Origin of the sequence: Demequina iriomotensis, from assembly GCF_000971395.1 — a bacterium.
Taxonomy (GTDB): domain Bacteria; phylum Actinomycetota; class Actinomycetes; order Actinomycetales; family Demequinaceae; genus Demequina; species Demequina iriomotensis.
Genome location: NZ_BBME01000013.1, coordinates 192,548 through 208,795, shown reverse-complemented (window position 1 = coordinate 208,795; position 16,248 = coordinate 192,548). Strand labels below are relative to the sequence as shown.

Annotated in this window: 14 protein-coding genes; 12 read left to right on the top strand and 2 right to left on the bottom strand. The window is 72.1% G+C overall.

Annotated elements, in window-relative coordinates:
* Window positions 1–60 precede the first annotated feature (60 nt).
* Together AOM09_RS08905 and AOM09_RS08900 are read right to left on the bottom strand one after the other, a co-directional pair.
* The gene (locus tag AOM09_RS08905; protein WP_062387010.1) at window positions 61–1,014 is read right to left on the bottom strand and encodes a hypothetical protein; all 954 of its coding nucleotides are present in this window, start codon (window positions 1,012–1,014) and stop codon (window positions 61–63) included.
* A gap of 282 nt (window positions 1,015–1,296) precedes the next feature.
* Complete coding sequence (locus AOM09_RS08900) at window positions 1,297–2,235, bottom strand: DUF4349 domain-containing protein (protein ID WP_062387007.1); 939 nt, start codon at window positions 2,233–2,235, stop codon at window positions 1,297–1,299.
* Window positions 2,236–2,382: 147 nt separating this feature from the next.
* Between AOM09_RS08900 and AOM09_RS08895 the strand changes: the two genes are divergently transcribed.
* The 12 genes from AOM09_RS08895 to pdxS all read left to right on the top strand — a co-directional run bounded on the left by AOM09_RS08895 (window position 2,383) and on the right by pdxS (window position 16,236).
* On the top strand, window positions 2,383–2,928 hold the full coding sequence (locus AOM09_RS08895) for a 2'-5' RNA ligase family protein (RefSeq protein WP_062387004.1): 546 nt from the start codon (window positions 2,383–2,385) through the stop codon (window positions 2,926–2,928).
* A gap of 132 nt (window positions 2,929–3,060) precedes the next feature.
* Entirely contained in the window at window positions 3,061–4,575 is a 1,515-nt protein-coding gene (locus AOM09_RS08890) for a deoxyguanosinetriphosphate triphosphohydrolase family protein (RefSeq protein ID WP_062387059.1), read from the top strand.
* Between the two features lie 39 nt (window positions 4,576–4,614).
* Window positions 4,615–7,359, top strand: coding sequence for a helix-turn-helix transcriptional regulator (locus tag AOM09_RS08885; RefSeq protein ID WP_062387001.1), 2,745 nt, complete (start codon window positions 4,615–4,617; stop codon window positions 7,357–7,359).
* A gap of 101 nt (window positions 7,360–7,460) precedes the next feature.
* Entirely contained in the window at window positions 7,461–8,285 is an 825-nt protein-coding gene (locus AOM09_RS08880; protein WP_062386997.1) for an alpha/beta fold hydrolase, read from the top strand.
* Window positions 8,286–8,311: 26 nt separating this feature from the next.
* The gene (locus AOM09_RS08875) at window positions 8,312–9,130 is read left to right on the top strand and encodes an alpha/beta hydrolase (protein ID WP_062386995.1); all 819 of its coding nucleotides are present in this window, start codon (window positions 8,312–8,314) and stop codon (window positions 9,128–9,130) included.
* A gap of 24 nt (window positions 9,131–9,154) precedes the next feature.
* Window positions 9,155–9,970, top strand: a complete 816-nt coding sequence (locus AOM09_RS08870; protein ID WP_062386992.1) for an alpha/beta fold hydrolase — start codon at window positions 9,155–9,157, stop codon at window positions 9,968–9,970.
* 123 nt (window positions 9,971–10,093) lie between these two features.
* Window positions 10,094–12,085 (top strand): threonine--tRNA ligase, encoded by a 1,992-nt coding sequence (gene thrS, locus AOM09_RS08865; RefSeq protein ID WP_062386989.1) that lies wholly within the window; start codon window positions 10,094–10,096, stop codon window positions 12,083–12,085.
* 29 nt (window positions 12,086–12,114) lie between these two features.
* Window positions 12,115–12,630 (top strand): HIT family protein, encoded by a 516-nt coding sequence (locus AOM09_RS08860; RefSeq protein WP_062387056.1) that lies wholly within the window; start codon window positions 12,115–12,117, stop codon window positions 12,628–12,630.
* On the top strand, window positions 12,631–13,287 hold the full coding sequence (gene pgsA, locus AOM09_RS08855; protein ID WP_062386986.1) for a phosphatidylinositol phosphate synthase: 657 nt from the start codon (window positions 12,631–12,633) through the stop codon (window positions 13,285–13,287). It abuts the gene before it with no gap.
* On the top strand, window positions 13,284–14,180 hold the full coding sequence (locus AOM09_RS08850; RefSeq protein ID WP_062386983.1) for a phosphatidylinositol mannoside acyltransferase: 897 nt from the start codon (window positions 13,284–13,286) through the stop codon (window positions 14,178–14,180). Before pgsA ends, AOM09_RS08850 begins: the two co-directional genes overlap by 4 nt.
* Window positions 14,177–15,331 carry a glycosyltransferase family 4 protein gene (locus tag AOM09_RS08845; protein ID WP_062386980.1) on the top strand — a complete coding sequence of 385 codons (1,155 nt, stop codon included), beginning with the start codon at window positions 14,177–14,179 and terminating at the stop codon, window positions 15,329–15,331. Before AOM09_RS08850 ends, AOM09_RS08845 begins: the two co-directional genes overlap by 4 nt.
* Window positions 15,328–16,236, top strand: a complete 909-nt coding sequence (gene pdxS, locus AOM09_RS08840) for a pyridoxal 5'-phosphate synthase lyase subunit PdxS (protein ID WP_062386977.1) — start codon at window positions 15,328–15,330, stop codon at window positions 16,234–16,236. The genes AOM09_RS08845 and pdxS overlap by 4 nt, the downstream gene beginning before the upstream one ends.
* Window positions 16,237–16,248 lie beyond the last annotated feature (12 nt).

Genomic DNA, 16,248 nt, shown 5'->3' with positions numbered 1-16,248 from the left:
GTCGCGCTGTCCTCGTAGCGGGCTGCTGACGCCCCGCCGTGTTCCTCTCGCGGTGGGGCGTCAGCGCTCTTCTGGCGGCGTGATGTCGTCCGCGATGCGTCGGAACATGCTCCACCCGCCGTCATACCGCTGCTCCGGAACCGGGAAGCGACGCGCGTCGAGCTGCAGGGACGTGTCCACGATGAACCGAACTAGCCGGTCGTAGATCGCGTCGTCGAGCTCTTCAGCACCGTTCATGATGCCGAAGTGGTACTCGCGTTCATCCGTGTTTCCGATGAAGCTGACGTCGGGGACATGTGCTCGGAAGAACGCGTACTCTCGCGGCTCGACCCCCATCGCGAAGACGCGTAGGTAGTCAGCGATCGAGTGCACGCTGTTCACGAGCCCATTCCAGTCGCGCTCGAACCGCTCAACGCCATGCCGGGCGGGACGCGACGGGTATACGGAGAACTTCGGAGCGCCTGCGCGGGCGTCCTTCGCGAGCGTTGCGAAGGCAGCGCTCAGGTCGCCGATGGAGAGGCGCAGCTCACCTGCATCGCGCAGCTGCCGCGACGTCTGGAGCCAGCCGCGTGCCCGTGCGTTCGTGACGAGGACGATCAGCGAGAGCTCGCCGAGCTCGACGTCGTAGACCTCGCGGACAATCGCGCTGCACGAGTCTTCCGCTGCGCGGAGGTAGTCGAGAATGATGTCGGGCTCCGCGCGGATGCCGTGATGCTTGAAGCCGACGCGAGCCTTGTTGACAGTCTTCAGCCGCTCCTTGCGCCCCTGCCAGCCCTGCGGTGAGTCGAGTGCTGCTACGACGTCGCCGACCGTCTTGTCGAGCTCCGTAGACACCTTCACATCGAGTCGATGAGCAGCGAGAGCGAATGCAGCTTCGACCGCGTCCTGCATCGTGTTGAGCGCGAGGTTCCCGAGCGGTGCGGGAGCTCCCGCCTGCTGCCGCGCGGTTTCGAGCTGGTACTTCACGAGCGAGAGGCGTGCAATGGTCGCTTGGTCCGGCTTCTGGGGTGCCATGCGCTCAGTATGGCGACGACGTCTGACAACGGGTGCCGTTGTGCACGGCGTTGTGCACACTGCCCGCGATTCGGCGTCACTTGACGGTATGGACAAGACGAAAGTGCCCGTGAGTCCCGTACGAAACGGGACTCACGGGCACCCATCGGGACCGCTCAGAACGCCCCTCCGCTAATTCACACGGAAGAGGTCACTGGTTCGATCCCAGTATCGCCCACCACGACGAAAGGCCGTCCGGATGACCGGACGGCCTTTCGGCTTCCCCGCGGACGATGCGAGGCGTCAGTCCTCGCGGGCCGCGGGCGCGTCAGGCGCCGGGACAGCGTCGGGCGCCGGGACGGCTTCCCGGGCCGCGCCGCGCCTCGCGCGCACCACCGCGAGCGCGATGGCTGCGATCACGGCCGCGGCGGCCAGCCACGGCAGCAGCACGCCGATCACCACGAGCGCCGCCGAGAGGAACGCCGTCAGCCCGTTCCAGCCCGACACGAGGCCGCTCCAGAAGCTCTGCGGCGAGTCGTCGACCACCACGACGGGCTCCGTGGTGAGCGACAGCTCGATGGTCGACATCGCGACCTGGTCGTCGAGCCCGCGCTGGCGCGCCTCGAGGCTCTCGAGCTCGGCCTGACGCGAGTCCAGCTCATCCTCGAGCGTGATGATGTCCTTGATGTCCTGCGCGTCGTCGAGCAGGCCCTCGATGCGGGCCGTCGAGGCGCGGAGGGTCGAGATCTGCGCCTCGAGATCGGCTACCTGTCGCGTGACGTCCGCGGAGTCCGTCGAGAACTCGTCGACCGTGCCGAGCGCGCGCAGGTCGTCGACCACCGGATCGAGGCGGTCCGCAGGGATGCGGAGCACCAGCCAGGCCGCGCCGCCGTCGTAGCCGCTGGGCGCCGTCTCGCTGCGGGCGTCGACGCGGCCGCCCGCGCCCTCCACGACGTCGCTCGCATGGTCGGCGGCCGCGATGGGGTCCTCGACCGTCATGTACATGGCCCCGGTGACGATCATCGCGCGGTCGTCGTCGGTCGGCTGCTCGCCGGCCGCGGTGTCCGCGGCCGCCTGCTCCATGTCGGCGTCCGCGCCGCCGGCATAGCCGAGCTCGGACTCGCCGGCCGAGTCGGACGCCCCCGAGCTGCAGGCGGCGAGCCCCCATGCCAGAGCGAGGATCGCGGCGGCGACGGCCCCGCGACGGACGAGGGGCCGGCGGGCGGCGCTGCGTGTGGTCATGGCGCTCATGCTAGGGAGACGGCGGTCGCGGCGGAAGCGTTGGTTACCGTTCCGCAACCATGCCGTGACCAGGCGTGATGTGAGAACGCGCGGGAGCGTGTGCCGGCAGCCCGCGCTGGCGGCGGCGCCGTCGTCGTACCGTGAGGCGTGAGGCTGTTCATCGGGATCATGACGCCCGACTCGGTCGACGACGCCCTGGACGAGGCGCTCGGCGCGACGATGCGCGGTCGCGCGCGGGACGCCGGGCTCGATCGCTGGACGCCGCGCGACGAGCGGCACCTCACCCTGCGGTTCGTCGGCGAGACCGACGCCGAGCCGGCGGTGACGCGTGCGGCGGCCCGCGCGGCCGCATCGTTCGCCCCCGTGCGGCTCCTGGTGGGAGCGCAGGCCGTGCCGTTCACGGCGCGCGTGGTCGCGATCCCCGTGGCGGGAGCGGCGCACATCGCCGCGGGCCTGGACGAGGCGCTCGCCGCCGAGGGCCTGCCCGCACGCGGCCACCCGTTCACGGGGCACCTCACCGTCGCCCGCGCGAGCCATCACCTGCGCGCCGCCGCGGTCGAGCAGGCGCTGCATCACGCGCCGCTCGCGGTGCCGTGGGAGGCGGCGGCGCTGCAGGTCATCGCGAGCATGCCGGGGGGAGCGGCACGTTACGCGGTACGGTCTACCCACGCCTTCGTGGGACGCGCCACCTGACCGGTTGGCGTTCGCGCGCCCGGCTCGCTAGCGTCCCCCTCAGACCCGACGGGAGGCCCGATGCCAGACGCACGCGACGACACGGACCCGGTTCCGATGGCGCCGGGAGGCCCCGCGCCGCAGGACCTTCGCGTGGCTCGCGCGGTACCCGAGCAGCTCGACGAGTTCCAGCAGGTGGAGTACCGCCCCGAGTACCGCGTCGATCTCGAGCGCATCCGGTTCTCGCCCTACTTCTCGCGCCTGTCGGCCGTCACCCAGGTGATCTCGCAGTCGGGAGCCGGCCTGGCGGTGCACAACCGCCTCACCCACTCGGTGAAGGTCACCGCGGTCGCGCGCTCGATCGCGGTGTCGCTCAGCGGCGACTGGGGGGAGCGGGGCGGCCTGGTGCGCGACCTAGGCGGCTGCGACGCCGTGGTGGTGCAGGCGGCGGCCGCCGCGCACGACCTGGGCCATCCGCCGTTCGGGCACCTGGGCGAGCAGACGCTCGACCGGCTCGCGCGCGAGCGCTTCGGGCTCGAGGAAGGCTTCGAGGGCAACGCCCAGACGTTCCGGATCCTGTCCCGGCTCGACGAGTACGACCGCGCCGGCTACGGGCTCAACCTCACGGCGGCCGTGCGCGCCGCCGTGCTCAAGTACCCCTGGACCCGTGAGCAGGGCGAGGGCTGGCGCGGGGGAGCGGGCACGCCGCGCGGCCTCGCCCCACGCCGGGCGGGCGAGGGCGCGCGAAAGTTCTCCGCATACACGCTCGACCTCGACGACATGCTCGACGCGCGACGCGCGTATCCCGAGATCGCGCGCCGCCAGCAGACCGTCGAGTGCTCGGTGATGGACATCGCCGACGACATCGCCTACTCGCTGCACGACCTCGACGACTTCTACCGCGCGGACCTGCTCAACCAGGCCGCCGTCTCGGCCGAGTTCCGCACGTGGATCCGCGACCGCGCCGCGCTTGCGCGCATCCCGCTCGAGGAGCTCCACCGCGCACGCCGCACGCCGGGCCACGGCCTCGAGCTGCTGCGCAGGCGGCTGGTGAGCCACGATCCGTGGATCGCGGGGGACGATGCGTTCGGCGAGTCGGTGGCCCGCGTCGCCGACGAGGTGGTCGACGGGCTCCTGTCGGTGCCCTACGACGGCTCGCTCGCCGCGGACCGCGCACTCGCGGTCTTCATGGCCGGCTGGATCGCGCGCCTCCAGCACTCGATCGTGGTCTCGCGCGACCCGGACATCCGTTCCGGCCACGTGAGCCTCGACGCCACCGCGTTCCACGACGTCGCGGTGCTCAAGTTCCTCCAGGAGCGCTTCGTGCTCCATCGTCCCGACCTCGCGGTGTACCAGCGCGGCCAGGCGAGCGTGATCGAGCGGCTGGTCACCAGCTTCGCCGCGTGGCTCGACGACGACGACGATGTGCGGCGTGCCCCGCGCCGGCTGCTCGACCTGGTCGAGCTCGCGGCGGAGGACTATCGCGGCGTGCGCGAGCGGACCCCCGAGCTCCTGGCCACCACGGACACCGCCGCGCTGCGCCGCTACGCGACGGGCCGCGGCATCATCGACTACGTCGCGTCGCTCACGGACGCGCAGGCGATGTCGGTCGCCAACCTGGTCTCCGGGGCCTCGGAGCGCCTGTGGGACGGCGGTCAGGGGCTCTAGACGATTCGCTCTTCCCCTTGCAAAAAGGGGCGGGTTACCTTGGGGGACATCGACACTCACCCGGAGGTGCTGGGGCGTGCGGACGAGCTCGAGAGCCTCCACACGCTGATCGCGAGCGCGCGCAACGGACACGGCGGTGCCATCGCGCTCGTGGGGGATCCCGGCATCGGGAAGACCACGCTGCTCGAGACCGTGCTCCACGGTGCCGGCTCGGTGCGGATCCTCGCGGTCACGGGTTTCGCCGTCGAGTCGGAGCTGGCGTACTCCGGTCTCCAGCGGCTGGGTCGGGACCTCGCCCCGTACATCGAGCAGATCATGCCGGCGCAGCGTGACGCGCTGCGCATCGCGCTGGGCGAGGCCGCGGGAGCGCCGCCGGAGCGGGCGCTCGTGGGACTCGGCGTCCTGGCGGCGCTGGCGCGGTCCGGTGACGAGTTGCCGACGGTGTGCGTGGTGGACGATGCGCACCTCCTCGATAGGGAGACGGTGGAGGTCCTGGGCTTCGTCGCCCGCCGTCTTGCTGCCGAGGCCGTCGGGCTCGTCCTCGCCGCGCGCGACGACGAGGAGACGATGCGCGCGCTCGCGGGAGTGCCGCGCCTCGAGCTCGGCGGGCTGGCGGGCCACGCTGCGGCGGCCCTGCTGCGCGGGACCGTGGAGGGAGAGCTCGAGCCGGGGGTGGTGGCCGAGGTGGTCGAGCGTACCGGCGGCAATCCGCTGGCGCTCGCGGAGCTCGGCGCCCGGTGGTCCGCCGAGGAGCTCACCGCGGCCACCCACGACGCCGCGCCCGTGCCGCTCGGTCCGCGGCTCGAGGCGCATTACACGGCGGTCGCCGCAGGCCTGCCGGCCGACGGCCGCCGGTGGCTGATGGTGGCCGCCGCGGAGTCCACAGGCGACATCGCGATGGTGCGTGCCGCGGCGGCCTCGCTCGCGCTGCCACCCGACGCCTCGACCCCCGCCGAGCACGCACGCCTGGTCGAGGTCCGCGGAGCCATCCGCTTTCGACACCCCCTGGTCAGGTCCGCCATGTACGGTCTCGCGTCCGATGCGGAGCGGCGTGAGGTCCACGCCGCCCTCCGCGACGCCGCGCGCGAGCGAGGGCTCGCCGCCGTGGCCGCGCAGCACGCCGCGGCCGCGGTCGCCGGGCCGGACGAGGACGTCGCCGCGGTGCTCGAACGCGTCGCCGACGCCACCGGGGCACGAGGCGGCCTCACGTCTCGCGCGCACCTGCTCGCACGCGCCGCCGAGCTCTCGCCGGACCCGGCGGCGGGCGCGCGCCGGCTCGTGGCGGCGGCGGAGGCCGCGATCGGGGCCGGCGCGGGCCTTCTCGCCCGCCAGCTGATCGGGACGGTCGACCCCGGCGTGCTCGACGCCGAGACGCGCGGACGCCTGCGCATGGTCGAGGCGTTCTGCACGGTGTACCTCGCGGACGTCTCACGCATGGGCGAGGTGGTCGCCACGTTCGTCGCCGCGGCGGACGAGTTCCATGGCGTGGCGCCCGCACGCGAGCAGGCGGCCCTGCTCGAGGCGCTCAACTCGGCGTTGAGCACCGAGGAGGGCGCTCGCGGCTGGCCGCTCGCCCGGCTGGCGGCGCGGATGCGGGAGGCCGCGGACGCGGTACCGGGGCATCGTGCCACGGCGCTGCGCGCCGCCGCGGCCTTCGCGCTCGACGACTACGCGACGGCCGCGACGGCGCTGCGGGAGTGCGTCAGCATGCTGGAGGCCCTTCCGGACGAGGAGATCGCGGACTTCGCCTTCTTCGTCGTGGTGCCGACCGTGGGGCTGTTCGACTTCGAAGCTGCCGTCGCGCTGCTCCTGCGCGTCGCGCGCGTCTGCCGCGACCGAGGCGCGCTGAGGGTGCTCGACGCCGTCCTGTGGGTGCTCAGCGCCGTCGAGCTGACGCGGACCCACCCGAAGCGGGCGGCCGCCTACATCGACGAGTCGCTCGAGCTGCGCCGCTCGCTCGGCTACGCCGACGAGCAGACGGTGAACGCCGCGCTGCTCGTGTGGCAGGGTCTGCCGGCGGGTGCGGCCGGGCAGCTCGCCCACGGGATGCGGGAGGCAGGCTTCGGCGGGGTCGCACGCATGGCCGAGGCGGCGATCGCGATCCAGGAGATCGCGGCGGGGGAGTACGCGCTCGCGTACGACCGGCTCCGCCCGCTCACAGGGGCGCCCTACCTCCAGTCGAGCCACCACCAGCTCCCCGAGCTGGTCGAGGCCGCCGTGCGCAGCGGCAACACCACCGCGGCACGCGAGACCGTGGACCGCCTGTCCGCCGCGGCGGCGGCCGCGGACGGCGCGTGGCTCCGGGCGATGGTGCTGCGCGGCGAGGCGCTGCTGGCCGACGCGGACCGGGCGGAGGGTCTCCATCAGGAGTCCCTTGCGCTGCTCGGCGCCGAGGGAGACGTCGGCGACCGCGCTCGGGGTCAGCTGCTGTACGGCGAGTGGCTCCGCCGCAGCCGACGGCGGAACGATGCGCGTCTGGCGCTGCGCGCCGCGCACGCGGGATTCGTCGAGGTCGGAGCGACCGCTTTCGCGGACCGTGCCCGGCGCGAGCTCGCGGCGATCGGGGACAGGTCCGCAGGCGTGCCGGACGCCGGACCGGAGCAGCTGCTCTCCGCACAGGAGCTCCAGGTGAGCAGGCTGGCGGCCCGCGGCGCTACCAACGCCGAGATCGGCGCGGCGCTCTTCATCAGCGCCAACACGGTCGACTACCACCTGCGCAAGGTGTTCCGGAAGCTCGGCGTGACGTCGCGCCGCCAGCTGGCCGACCGCTTCGGCGGCGCGTAGGCGGGCGGGCGCGGGCCGCCGACGGACTACGAGCGATGCGTGGTGCGGGCGCCAGCGTGCTGGGCGCAGGCTGGCCGAGGGAACGCACCAGGGAGGCCGAGATGCCATTCGTCACCACGGACGACGGGACGCAGATCTTCTACAAGGACTGGGGCGGCGGCGGCTCGCCGGTGCTGCTCAGCCATGGATGGCCGCTCAACGCCGATGCGTGGGAGGCGACCGCCTTGTTCCTCGCCATGAACGGTCACCGCGCCATCGCTCACGACCGCCGGGGGCACGGGCGGTCGAGCCAGACCTGGGACGGCAACGAGATGGACACGTACGCCGATGACCTCGCGTGCCTCATCGACCACCTCGACCTCACCGACCTGACGCTCGTGGGCCACTCGACAGGCGGGGGCGAGGTGGTCCGCTACCTCGCGCGGCACGGCACCGCGCGGGTGTCCCGCGCGGTGCTCGTCGGCGCTGTTCCGCCGCTCATGGTCCGCGCCGACGACAACCCGGGCGGGCTGCCCCTCGAGGTCTTCGACGGCATCCGTGCCGGAGAGGCGTCCAACCGCTCCCAGCTGTACCGCGACCTCGCCGACGGGCCGTTCTTCGGGAACAACCGCGCGGGCGACGTGCCCCAGGGCACGCGCGACGCCTTCTGGCTGCAGGGGCTTGCCTCGGGCACGAGGAACGCGTACGAATGCATCGCGGCGTTCTCGGCCACCGACTTCCGGGGGGACCTCCCGGGCATCGACGTGCCCGTGCTGGTGATCCACGGTGACGACGACCAGATCGTGCCGATCGACATCAGCGGACGGCTGACCGCCGCGCTGGTGCCGGACGGGACGCTCGTGGTCTACGAGGGCCGCCCGCACGGGCTCCCCGACACCGATCGCGATCGGCTCCACGCGGACCTGCTCGCGTTCATCGACTCCTGAACCCACCCCACGAGAAGGACACCGCCATGTCCACAGTCCCCGACACCATCGTGCTCATCCACGGCCTCTGGGTCACTCCCCGCAGCTGGGAGGGCTGGAAGGCCCGCTACGAGGCGCAGGGCTATCGCGTCCTCACCCCGACGTATCCGGGCTTCGACGAGGTCGAGGCCATGCGGGCCGACGACTCGGCGATCGCCGGCGCATCGGTCCCCGAGACCGTGGCGCACCTCGCGACCGTGATCGAGGCGCTCCCGACGGCCCCGATCCTCATGGGCCACTCCTTCGGCGGCATGCTCACGCAGCTCCTGCTCGCGAAGGGCCTCGGGGCAGCCGGGGTCGCGATCGGCTCCGCCCCTCCCGAGGGGATCCGCGTCACGCCTCCGTCGCAGGCGCGTTCGCTCTTCCCCGCGCTGAAGAACCCGGCGAACTTCCACCGCGCCGTCGGCTTCACCCAGGCGGAGTGGCACTACGCCTTCACCAACACCCTCAGCCGCGAGGAGTCGGACCGGGTGTGGGAGCGCTACGCGATCGCCGCGCCCGGCAACTGGGTCTGGGCCTACGGCCTGCTCGCCAACTGGCGCCCCGGGCACCAGGAGACGTGGGTCGACTACAGCGTCGATCGCGCGCCCCTGCTGTTCATCGCGGGGGAGAAGGACCACATCATGCCGCCAGCCGTGAACAGGTCGAACGCCAAGCATTGGCGCCGGTCGCCGGCGGTGACCGACTACCGCGAGCTGCCCGGCCGCGACCACTGGACGTGCGGCGCGCCGGGCTGGGAGGCCGTCGCGGACCTCGCCCTCGGCTGGGCCACGGAGCACGCGCGCCGAGCCCCGCTCGCCGCCTGAACGCCACCAGGGAAGGACACCCCCATGAACCGCTCGCCCCGTCGCCTCGCGGCGCTTGCCGCGTTCGCTGTCGGCATCGCGCTCGCCGTCGGTGGAGCCGCCTCGGCGGCGACCGCCGGCCATCGCCCCGCGACCGAGCCCAAGCCCACGATCGTCCTCGTCCACGGCGCCTTCGCCGACTCGAGCGGCTGGGCCGACGTCCAGACCCGACTCGCCAAGGACGGGTACCCGGTGGTCGCGTTCTCCAACCCCTTGCGCGGGGTCGAGCATGACGGCGCGTACCTCGCCTCGTTCCTCACCACCATCGACGGCCCGATCGTGCTGGTCGGCCACTCCTACGGCGGCGCCGTCATCACCCAGGCCGGCGCGACCGATCCCGATGTGAAGTCGCTCGTGTACATCGCGGCCTTCGCGCTGGCCGCGGGGGAGTCCGTCGCCGAGGCGAGCGCCCTCAACGGCGGGAGCAACGACCTGCTCTCGCACATCGACCTCCGCCCGTTCCCCGGTGCGGCCGAGGGCGACGCCGATGCCACCATCGACCCCGCCTGGTTCCCGCGGCTCTTCGCGCAGGACGTCCCTCGCAGGCTCGCCGAGACGATGGCGGCGATGCAGCGCCCGGCAGCGCTCGCCTCGCTGGGGCTGCCGGCGACCGAGGCCGCGTGGGAGACCATCCCGAGCTGGTACATGGTCGCGCGCGACGACCGCATCATCCCGCCGGTGGCCGAGCGGGCGATGGCTGAGCGTGCGGGAGCGACCACGGTGGAGGTCGCGTCGTCGCACGTACCGATGATCAGCCACCCCGGCGCGGTGGTGCGGCTCATCGAGTCCGCGGCCCGCTAGCGCCGCCGCCAGGAGCCGGGCGCATCGTGACGATGCGCCCGGCTCTTCCGTGCGCGCGGCGACTCGAGCACCCGCGGCTCGGTAGCATCGTCCCGTACAACCGAACGTCCGAGGAGTGACCCTGTGCCCAGCGTGAATGCGACCATCGACGGCGTCGAGCGAGAGCTCGAGGCGGGCACGACGGGCACCGACCTGTTCGCCGACCGCAAGGACGTGGTGGTCATGCGCGTCGACGGCGCCCTGTGGGATCTCGCGCGCGAGGTCCCGTCCGGCGCCACCGTGGAGGCGGTGCCGGTCTCCGACCCCGACGGGCTCATGGTGCTGCGCCACTCGACCGCGCACGTGCTCGCGCAGGCGGTTCAGCAGGTCAACCCCGACGCGAAGCTCGGCGTGGGCCCGCCCATCGAGAACGGCTTCTACTACGACTTCGACGTCGAGACCCCCTTCACCCCCGAGGACCTCAAGGCCCTCGAGAAGCAGATGCAGCGCATCGTCAAGGAGGGGCAGCTGTTCGTGCGTCGCGAGGTGACGCGCGAGGAGGCGCTCGCGGAGCTGTCCCACGAGCCGTACAAGTGCGAGCTGCTCACGCACGACACCGACGGTGCCGAGGGTGCGTCGGTCGAGATCGGCGAGGGTGACATCACCATCTACGACAACGTGCGCCGGAACGGCGAGCGCGCCTGGGGCGACCTCTGCCGCGGCCCGCACGTGCCGTCGACCCGCGTGCTCCAGAACGGCTGGTCGCTCATGCGCTCCGCCGCGGCGTACTGGAAGGGCTCGGAGAAGAACCCCCAGCTGCAGCGCGTCTACGGCACCGCGTGGCCCACCAAGGAGGAGCTCACGGCGTACAAGGAGCGCCTCGCCGAGGCCGAGCGCCGCGACCACCGCAAGCTGGGCGCCGAGATGGACCTGTTCTCCTTCCCCGACGCGATCGGGTCGGGCCTCGCGGTCTTCCACCCCAAGGGCGGCATCGTCCGCATGGAGATGGAGGAGTACTCGCGCCGCCGCCACATCGAGGAGGGCTACGAGTTCGTCTACACGCCCCACGCGACCAAGGGGAAGCTGTTCGAGGTGTCGGGTCACCTCGACTGGTACAAGGACGGCATGTACCCCGCGATGCACCTCGACGAGGAGCGCGACGCGGACGGCAACGTCACCAAGCAGGGCCAGGACTACTACCTCAAGCCCATGAACTGCCCGATGCACAACCTCGTGTTCGACTCGCGCGGCCGCTCGTACCGCGAGCTGCCGTTGCGCCTTTTCGAGTTCGGCACCGTGTACCGCTACGAGAAGTCGGGCGTGGTCCACGGCATGACCCGCGCCCGCGGCTTCACGCAGGACGACGCCCACATCTACTGCACCCGCGAGCAGATGAAGGACGAGCTCACCAAGACCCTCGAGTTCGTCCTCGGCCTGCTCAAGGACTACGGCCTCGAGGACTTCTACCTCGAGCTGTCCACCAAGAACCCTGAGAAGTTCGTGGGCTCCGACGAGGTGTGGAAGGAGGCGACCGAGACGCTGCGCGAGGTCGCCGTGGCCTCGGGCCTCGAGCTGGTCCCGGACCCGGGCGGCGCCGCGTTCTACGGCCCCAAGATCTCCGTGCAGACGCGCGACGCGATCGGCCGCACGTGGCAGATGTCGACCATCCAGCTCGACTTCAACCTGCCCGAGCGCTTCGAGCTCGAGTACACCGCGTCCGACGGCTCGCGCCAGCGTCCCGTGATGATCCACCGCGCGCTGTTCGGCTCGATCGAGCGCTTCTTCGCGATCCTCACCGAGCACTACGCGGGCCAGTTCCCCGTGTGGCTCGCGCCGGTGCAGGTCCGCGCGATCCCCGTCGCCGAGCCCTTCAACGACTACCTCGCCGAGGTGTGCGCGAAGCTGAAGGCCGAGGGCGTCCGCGTCGAGCTCGACGACTCCGACGAGCGCTTCCCCAAGAAGATCCGCACCGCCTCCAAGGAGAAGGTGCCGTTCGTGCTCATCGCCGGCGGCGACGACGCGGACGCGGGTGCCGTCTCGTTCCGCTACCGCGACGGCAGCCAGGACAACCAGGTGCCGGTCGACGAGGCGGTCCGCCGCATCGTCGAGGCCGTCCGCACCAAGGCGCAGGTCTGACCGTGCCCGACCGGGTGGACGCGGGAACCATGGCGGGGGAGCCCGACGGGCTCGAACGCCTGTGGACCCCGCACCGCATGGCGTACATCACGGGCGACAAGCCCGCCGATGCGCCGTCCGGCTGCCCGTTCTGCCGCAAGGTCGAGGAGGGCGACCGTGAGGCGCTCGTGGTGCACCGCGGCGAGCACTGCTATGTCGTGCTCAACCTCTACCCGTACAACCCCGGGCACCTCATGGTGTGCCCGTACCGTCACATCGCCTGGTACACCGAGTGCACCGAGGCGGAGCGGGACGAGATGGCGGCGCTGACGCAGCGCGCCATGCGCGTGCTCGCGCATGTGAGCGCCCCGCAGGGGTACAACATCGGCATCAACCAGGGGGACGCGGGAGGTGCCGGCATCGCCGCCCACCTGCACCAGCACATCGTCCCTCGCTGGGAGGGCGACACCAACTTCCTGCCGATCATCGGGCGGACGAAGGCCGTGCCCCAGCTGCTCGACGACACGTGGCGGCGCGTCAGCGACGCCTGGAGAGAGGACCACTAGATGCTCGGCAGGCTCCGGCCGTACATGGCCGCCCTGTGGCAGGCGCCCGCGCGCTTCCTGCTCGCCCGGGGGATCCACCCCAACGTCATGACGGTGCTCGGCACCGTGGGCGTCGTGCTCGGCGCGGTGCTGTTCTTCCCGCACGGCGGGATCTGGCTGTTCTGGGGCGTGCTCTTCATCACGGTCTTCGTGGTGACCGACATGCTCGACGGCACCATGGCCCGCCTGGGAGGCAAGAGCTCGCGGCTCGGCGCCTTCCTCGACTCGACATTGGACCGCGTGGCGGACGCGGCGATCTTCGGCACGCTCGCGTGGGTGTTCATCGACATCGACAGGTCGACCGCGCTGGCCGCGCTGCTGTGCCTCGCGATCGGCTCGCTCGTGCCGTACGCGCGTGCCAAGGCGGAGGGCATCGGCGTCGCCGCGAACTTCGGCCTCGCCGAGCGGTCCGACCGCCTGGTGATCTCCCTGGTCGCGACGGGCTTCTACGGGCTGGGCCTGTTCCCGCTGTGGGTGCTGACCGCGGCGCTGTGGATCCTCACCATCCTCGCCGCGATCACCGTCGGCCAGCGCATCGGCGCCGTCGTCGCGCACGCGCGGCGCCACCCCGAGTGGAACGCCCGCCTCGACGACCCGCAGCCGTACCCGCACGAATGAACGGGCTCCTGTTCGCGTTCCGCGCCTCGCGGTACGCGCCTCGTTCGCTCACCCGCGCGCTCATGTGGGCCGGCTTCACGGCGCAGTGGGCCCGCCACGCCAAGCCTGCCCGCCGCCTCGAGGACAACCTGCACCGCGTCACCGGCCTCGAGGGCCGCGAGCTGCGCGCGCTGTCGCGTCGCGGCATGGCCTCGGCCGCGCGCTACTACGCCGAGACCTTCGAGCTCGGCCGCATGACCGGCGCCACCATCGATGCCCGCGTGCGCGTGGAGGACCCGCACGGGGCCGTCGCCCGCATCCAGGGCGACGGGCGCGCCGTGCTCGCGCTGTCGCACTCCGGGAACTGGGACCTCGTGGGCGCCTACGCGTGCCGGCACATCCTCGGCGTGGTCTCCGTCGCCGAGGTGCTCAAGCCGCGCGAGGTGTTCGACGAGTTCGTGGCGTTGCGCGAGAAGGTCGGCATGCGGATCCTCGGCCACGAGGGCGGCTCCACCTTCCGCGAGCTCATCCGCATCGGCAAGCGCGACGGCGGCCTCATCTGCCTGCTCGCCGACCGCGACCTGTCCGGCACCGGGCTCGAGGTCGACATGTGGGGCCACGGCGTCAAGGTTGCGCCTGGCCCCGCGGCGCTGTCGGCCGCGATCGGCGCCGCGCTCATCCCCGTGCACGTCCACTACGAGCGGCTTCACGGCCGCGGACGCTGGGCGGCCCGCTCCCGGTGGGGGGTGGTGCTGCGCTTCGGGGCGATCCTCGAGCCGGACGATGCGCCGGCGGAGAGCCGCGTCGAGCACCTCACACGCGGCTGGGTACAGTTCATGGGCGAGGCCATCGAGGACCACCCCGAGGACTGGCACATGCTCCAGCGTTTCGGATGGACGGAGAGCGAGAGTTGAGGATCGGCATCGTCTGCCCCTACTCGCTCGACCGACCCGGCGGGGTCCAGCTCCACGTGCTCGATCTCGCGAAGGCGCTCATGGCGCGCGGGCACGACGTCTCGGTCCTCGCTCCCGCCGCGGAGGACACCCCCGTGCCGGCCTACGTGTCGAGCGCGGGGCGCTCGGTGCCGATCCGCTACAACGGCTCGACCGCGCGGCTCACCTTCGGCCTGGTCGCCGCCGCCCGGGTGCGGGAGTGGCTCAAGCTCGGCCACTTCGACGTGGTCCACCTCCACGAGCCCGGCGCGCCGTCGCTCAGCGTGATCGCCATGTGGGCGCGCATCGGCCCCACCGTCGCCACCTTCCACTCGTCGCAGTCCGAGTCGGCCGCCATGCGGCTGGGGAAGCCCTGGATCAAGCCCGGCTACGAGGAGCTGGACGCGCGCATCGCCGTGTCCCCCTCGGCCGCGGCGACCATCCGCGACCACCTGCGCGTCGAGGCCACGCACATCATCCCCAACGGCGTCGACACGTCGCGATACGTCGAGGCGCGGCCGGATCCGCGGTGGCAGGGGCGCGAGGGGGCGCCGACCATCGGCATCCTGGGCCGCCTGGACGAGCCTCGCAAGGGGCTTGCCACGCTGCTCGAGGCGATCCCGGCCGTGCGGGCACGCCACCCGCATGCGCGGTTCCTGATCGCGGGGCGCTTCCCCGACCACATCGCGGCGAAGGCGGCGCGCGCGGGGGCCGAGGTGGTCGGCGAGCTCGACGAGGACCAGAAGGCCAGCTTCATGGCCTCGGTCGACATCTACTGCGCGCCCAACCTGGGCGGCGAGAGCTTCGGCATCGTCCTGGTCGAGGCGATGGCTGCCGGCGCGGCCGTGGTCGCCTCCGACCTGCAGGCCTTCATGGACGTCTCGACCATGGCCGACGGCGGCCATGCCGCCGCCCACCACGCGGTGGGGGACTCCGCCGCGCTCGCCACGGCCGTGAACACGCTGCTCGACGATCCGGAGGCCCGGGCAGCCCTCGCCTCGCGCGGACGCGAGTGCGCGTCCGCGTTCGACTGGTCCAATGTCGCGCCGCGTGTCGAGGAGACGTATCGCGACGCCATTAGGATGGACGCCGAGTTCCATCCCCATCCGACGAAGGACGTCACATCGCCATGAGCACCACCGACGAGACCACGAAGCCCCAGGTAGGAACCGACCTTGTGAAGCGCGGCATGGCCGAGATGCTCAAGGGCGGCGTCATCATGGACGTGGTCACCCCCGAGCAGGCGAAGATCGCCGAGGACGCCGGCGCCGTCGCCGTCATGGCCCTCGAGCGCGTGCCTGCCGACATCCGCGCGCAGGGCGGCGTGTCGCGTATGAGCGACCCCGACATGATCCAGGGCATCATCGAGACCGTGTCCATCCCCGTGATGGCCAAGGCGCGCATCGGGCACTTCGTCGAGGCGCAGGTGCTCGAGAGCCTGGGCGTCGACTACATCGACGAGTCCGAGGTCCTCACCCCGGCCGACTACACGCACCACATCGACAAGTGGAACTACACCGTTCCTTTCGTCTGCGGCGCGACCAACCTGGGCGAGGCGCTGCGTCGCATCTCCGAGGGCGCGGCCATGATCCGCTCGAAGGGCGAGGCCGGCACCGGCGACGTCTCGAACGCGACCACGCACATGCGCAAGATCCGCGCGGAGATCAAGGCGCTCACCGCGCTGCCCGAGGACGAGCTGTACGTCGCGGCCAAGGAGCTCCAGGCGCCGCTGCCGCTGGTCCAGGAGATCGCGAAGACCGGCAAGCTGCCCGTCGTGCTCTTCACCGCGGGCGGCATCGCCACCCCGGCGGACGCCGCGATGATGATGCAGCTGGGCGCCGAGGGCGTGTTCGTCGGCTCGGGCATCTTCAAGTCGGGCAACCCCGCGCAGCGCGCGGCGGCCATCGTCAAGGCCACCACGTTCTACGACGACCCGTCGGTCATCGCCGAGGTGTCGCGCGGCCTGGGCGAGGCCATGGTCGGCATCAACGTCGAAGAGGTCCCCGAGCCGCACCGCCTCGCCGAGCGCGGCTGGTAAGCCAGGTCTGAG

Bases quoted from the DNA above. Each gene is read 5' to 3' on its own strand.
- AOM09_RS08905 (WP_062387010.1), bottom strand. From the start codon at position 1,014: ATGGCACCCCAGAAGCCGGACCAAGCGACCATTGCACGCCTCTCGCTC.
- AOM09_RS08900 (WP_062387007.1), bottom strand. From the start codon at position 2,235: ATGACCACACGCAGCGCCGCCCGCCGGCCCCTCGTCCGTCGCGGGGCC.
- AOM09_RS08880 (WP_062386997.1), top strand. From the start codon at position 7,461: ATGCCATTCGTCACCACGGACGACGGGACGCAGATCTTCTACAAGGAC.
- AOM09_RS08875 (WP_062386995.1), top strand. From the start codon at position 8,312: ATGTCCACAGTCCCCGACACCATCGTGCTCATCCACGGCCTCTGGGTC.
- AOM09_RS08870 (WP_062386992.1), top strand. From the start codon at position 9,155: ATGAACCGCTCGCCCCGTCGCCTCGCGGCGCTTGCCGCGTTCGCTGTC.
- AOM09_RS08860 (WP_062387056.1), top strand. From the start codon at position 12,115: ATGGCGGGGGAGCCCGACGGGCTCGAACGCCTGTGGACCCCGCACCGC.
- pgsA (WP_062386986.1), top strand. From the start codon at position 12,631: ATGCTCGGCAGGCTCCGGCCGTACATGGCCGCCCTGTGGCAGGCGCCC.
- AOM09_RS08850 (WP_062386983.1), top strand. From the start codon at position 13,284: ATGAACGGGCTCCTGTTCGCGTTCCGCGCCTCGCGGTACGCGCCTCGT.
- pdxS (WP_062386977.1), top strand. From the start codon at position 15,328: ATGAGCACCACCGACGAGACCACGAAGCCCCAGGTAGGAACCGACCTT.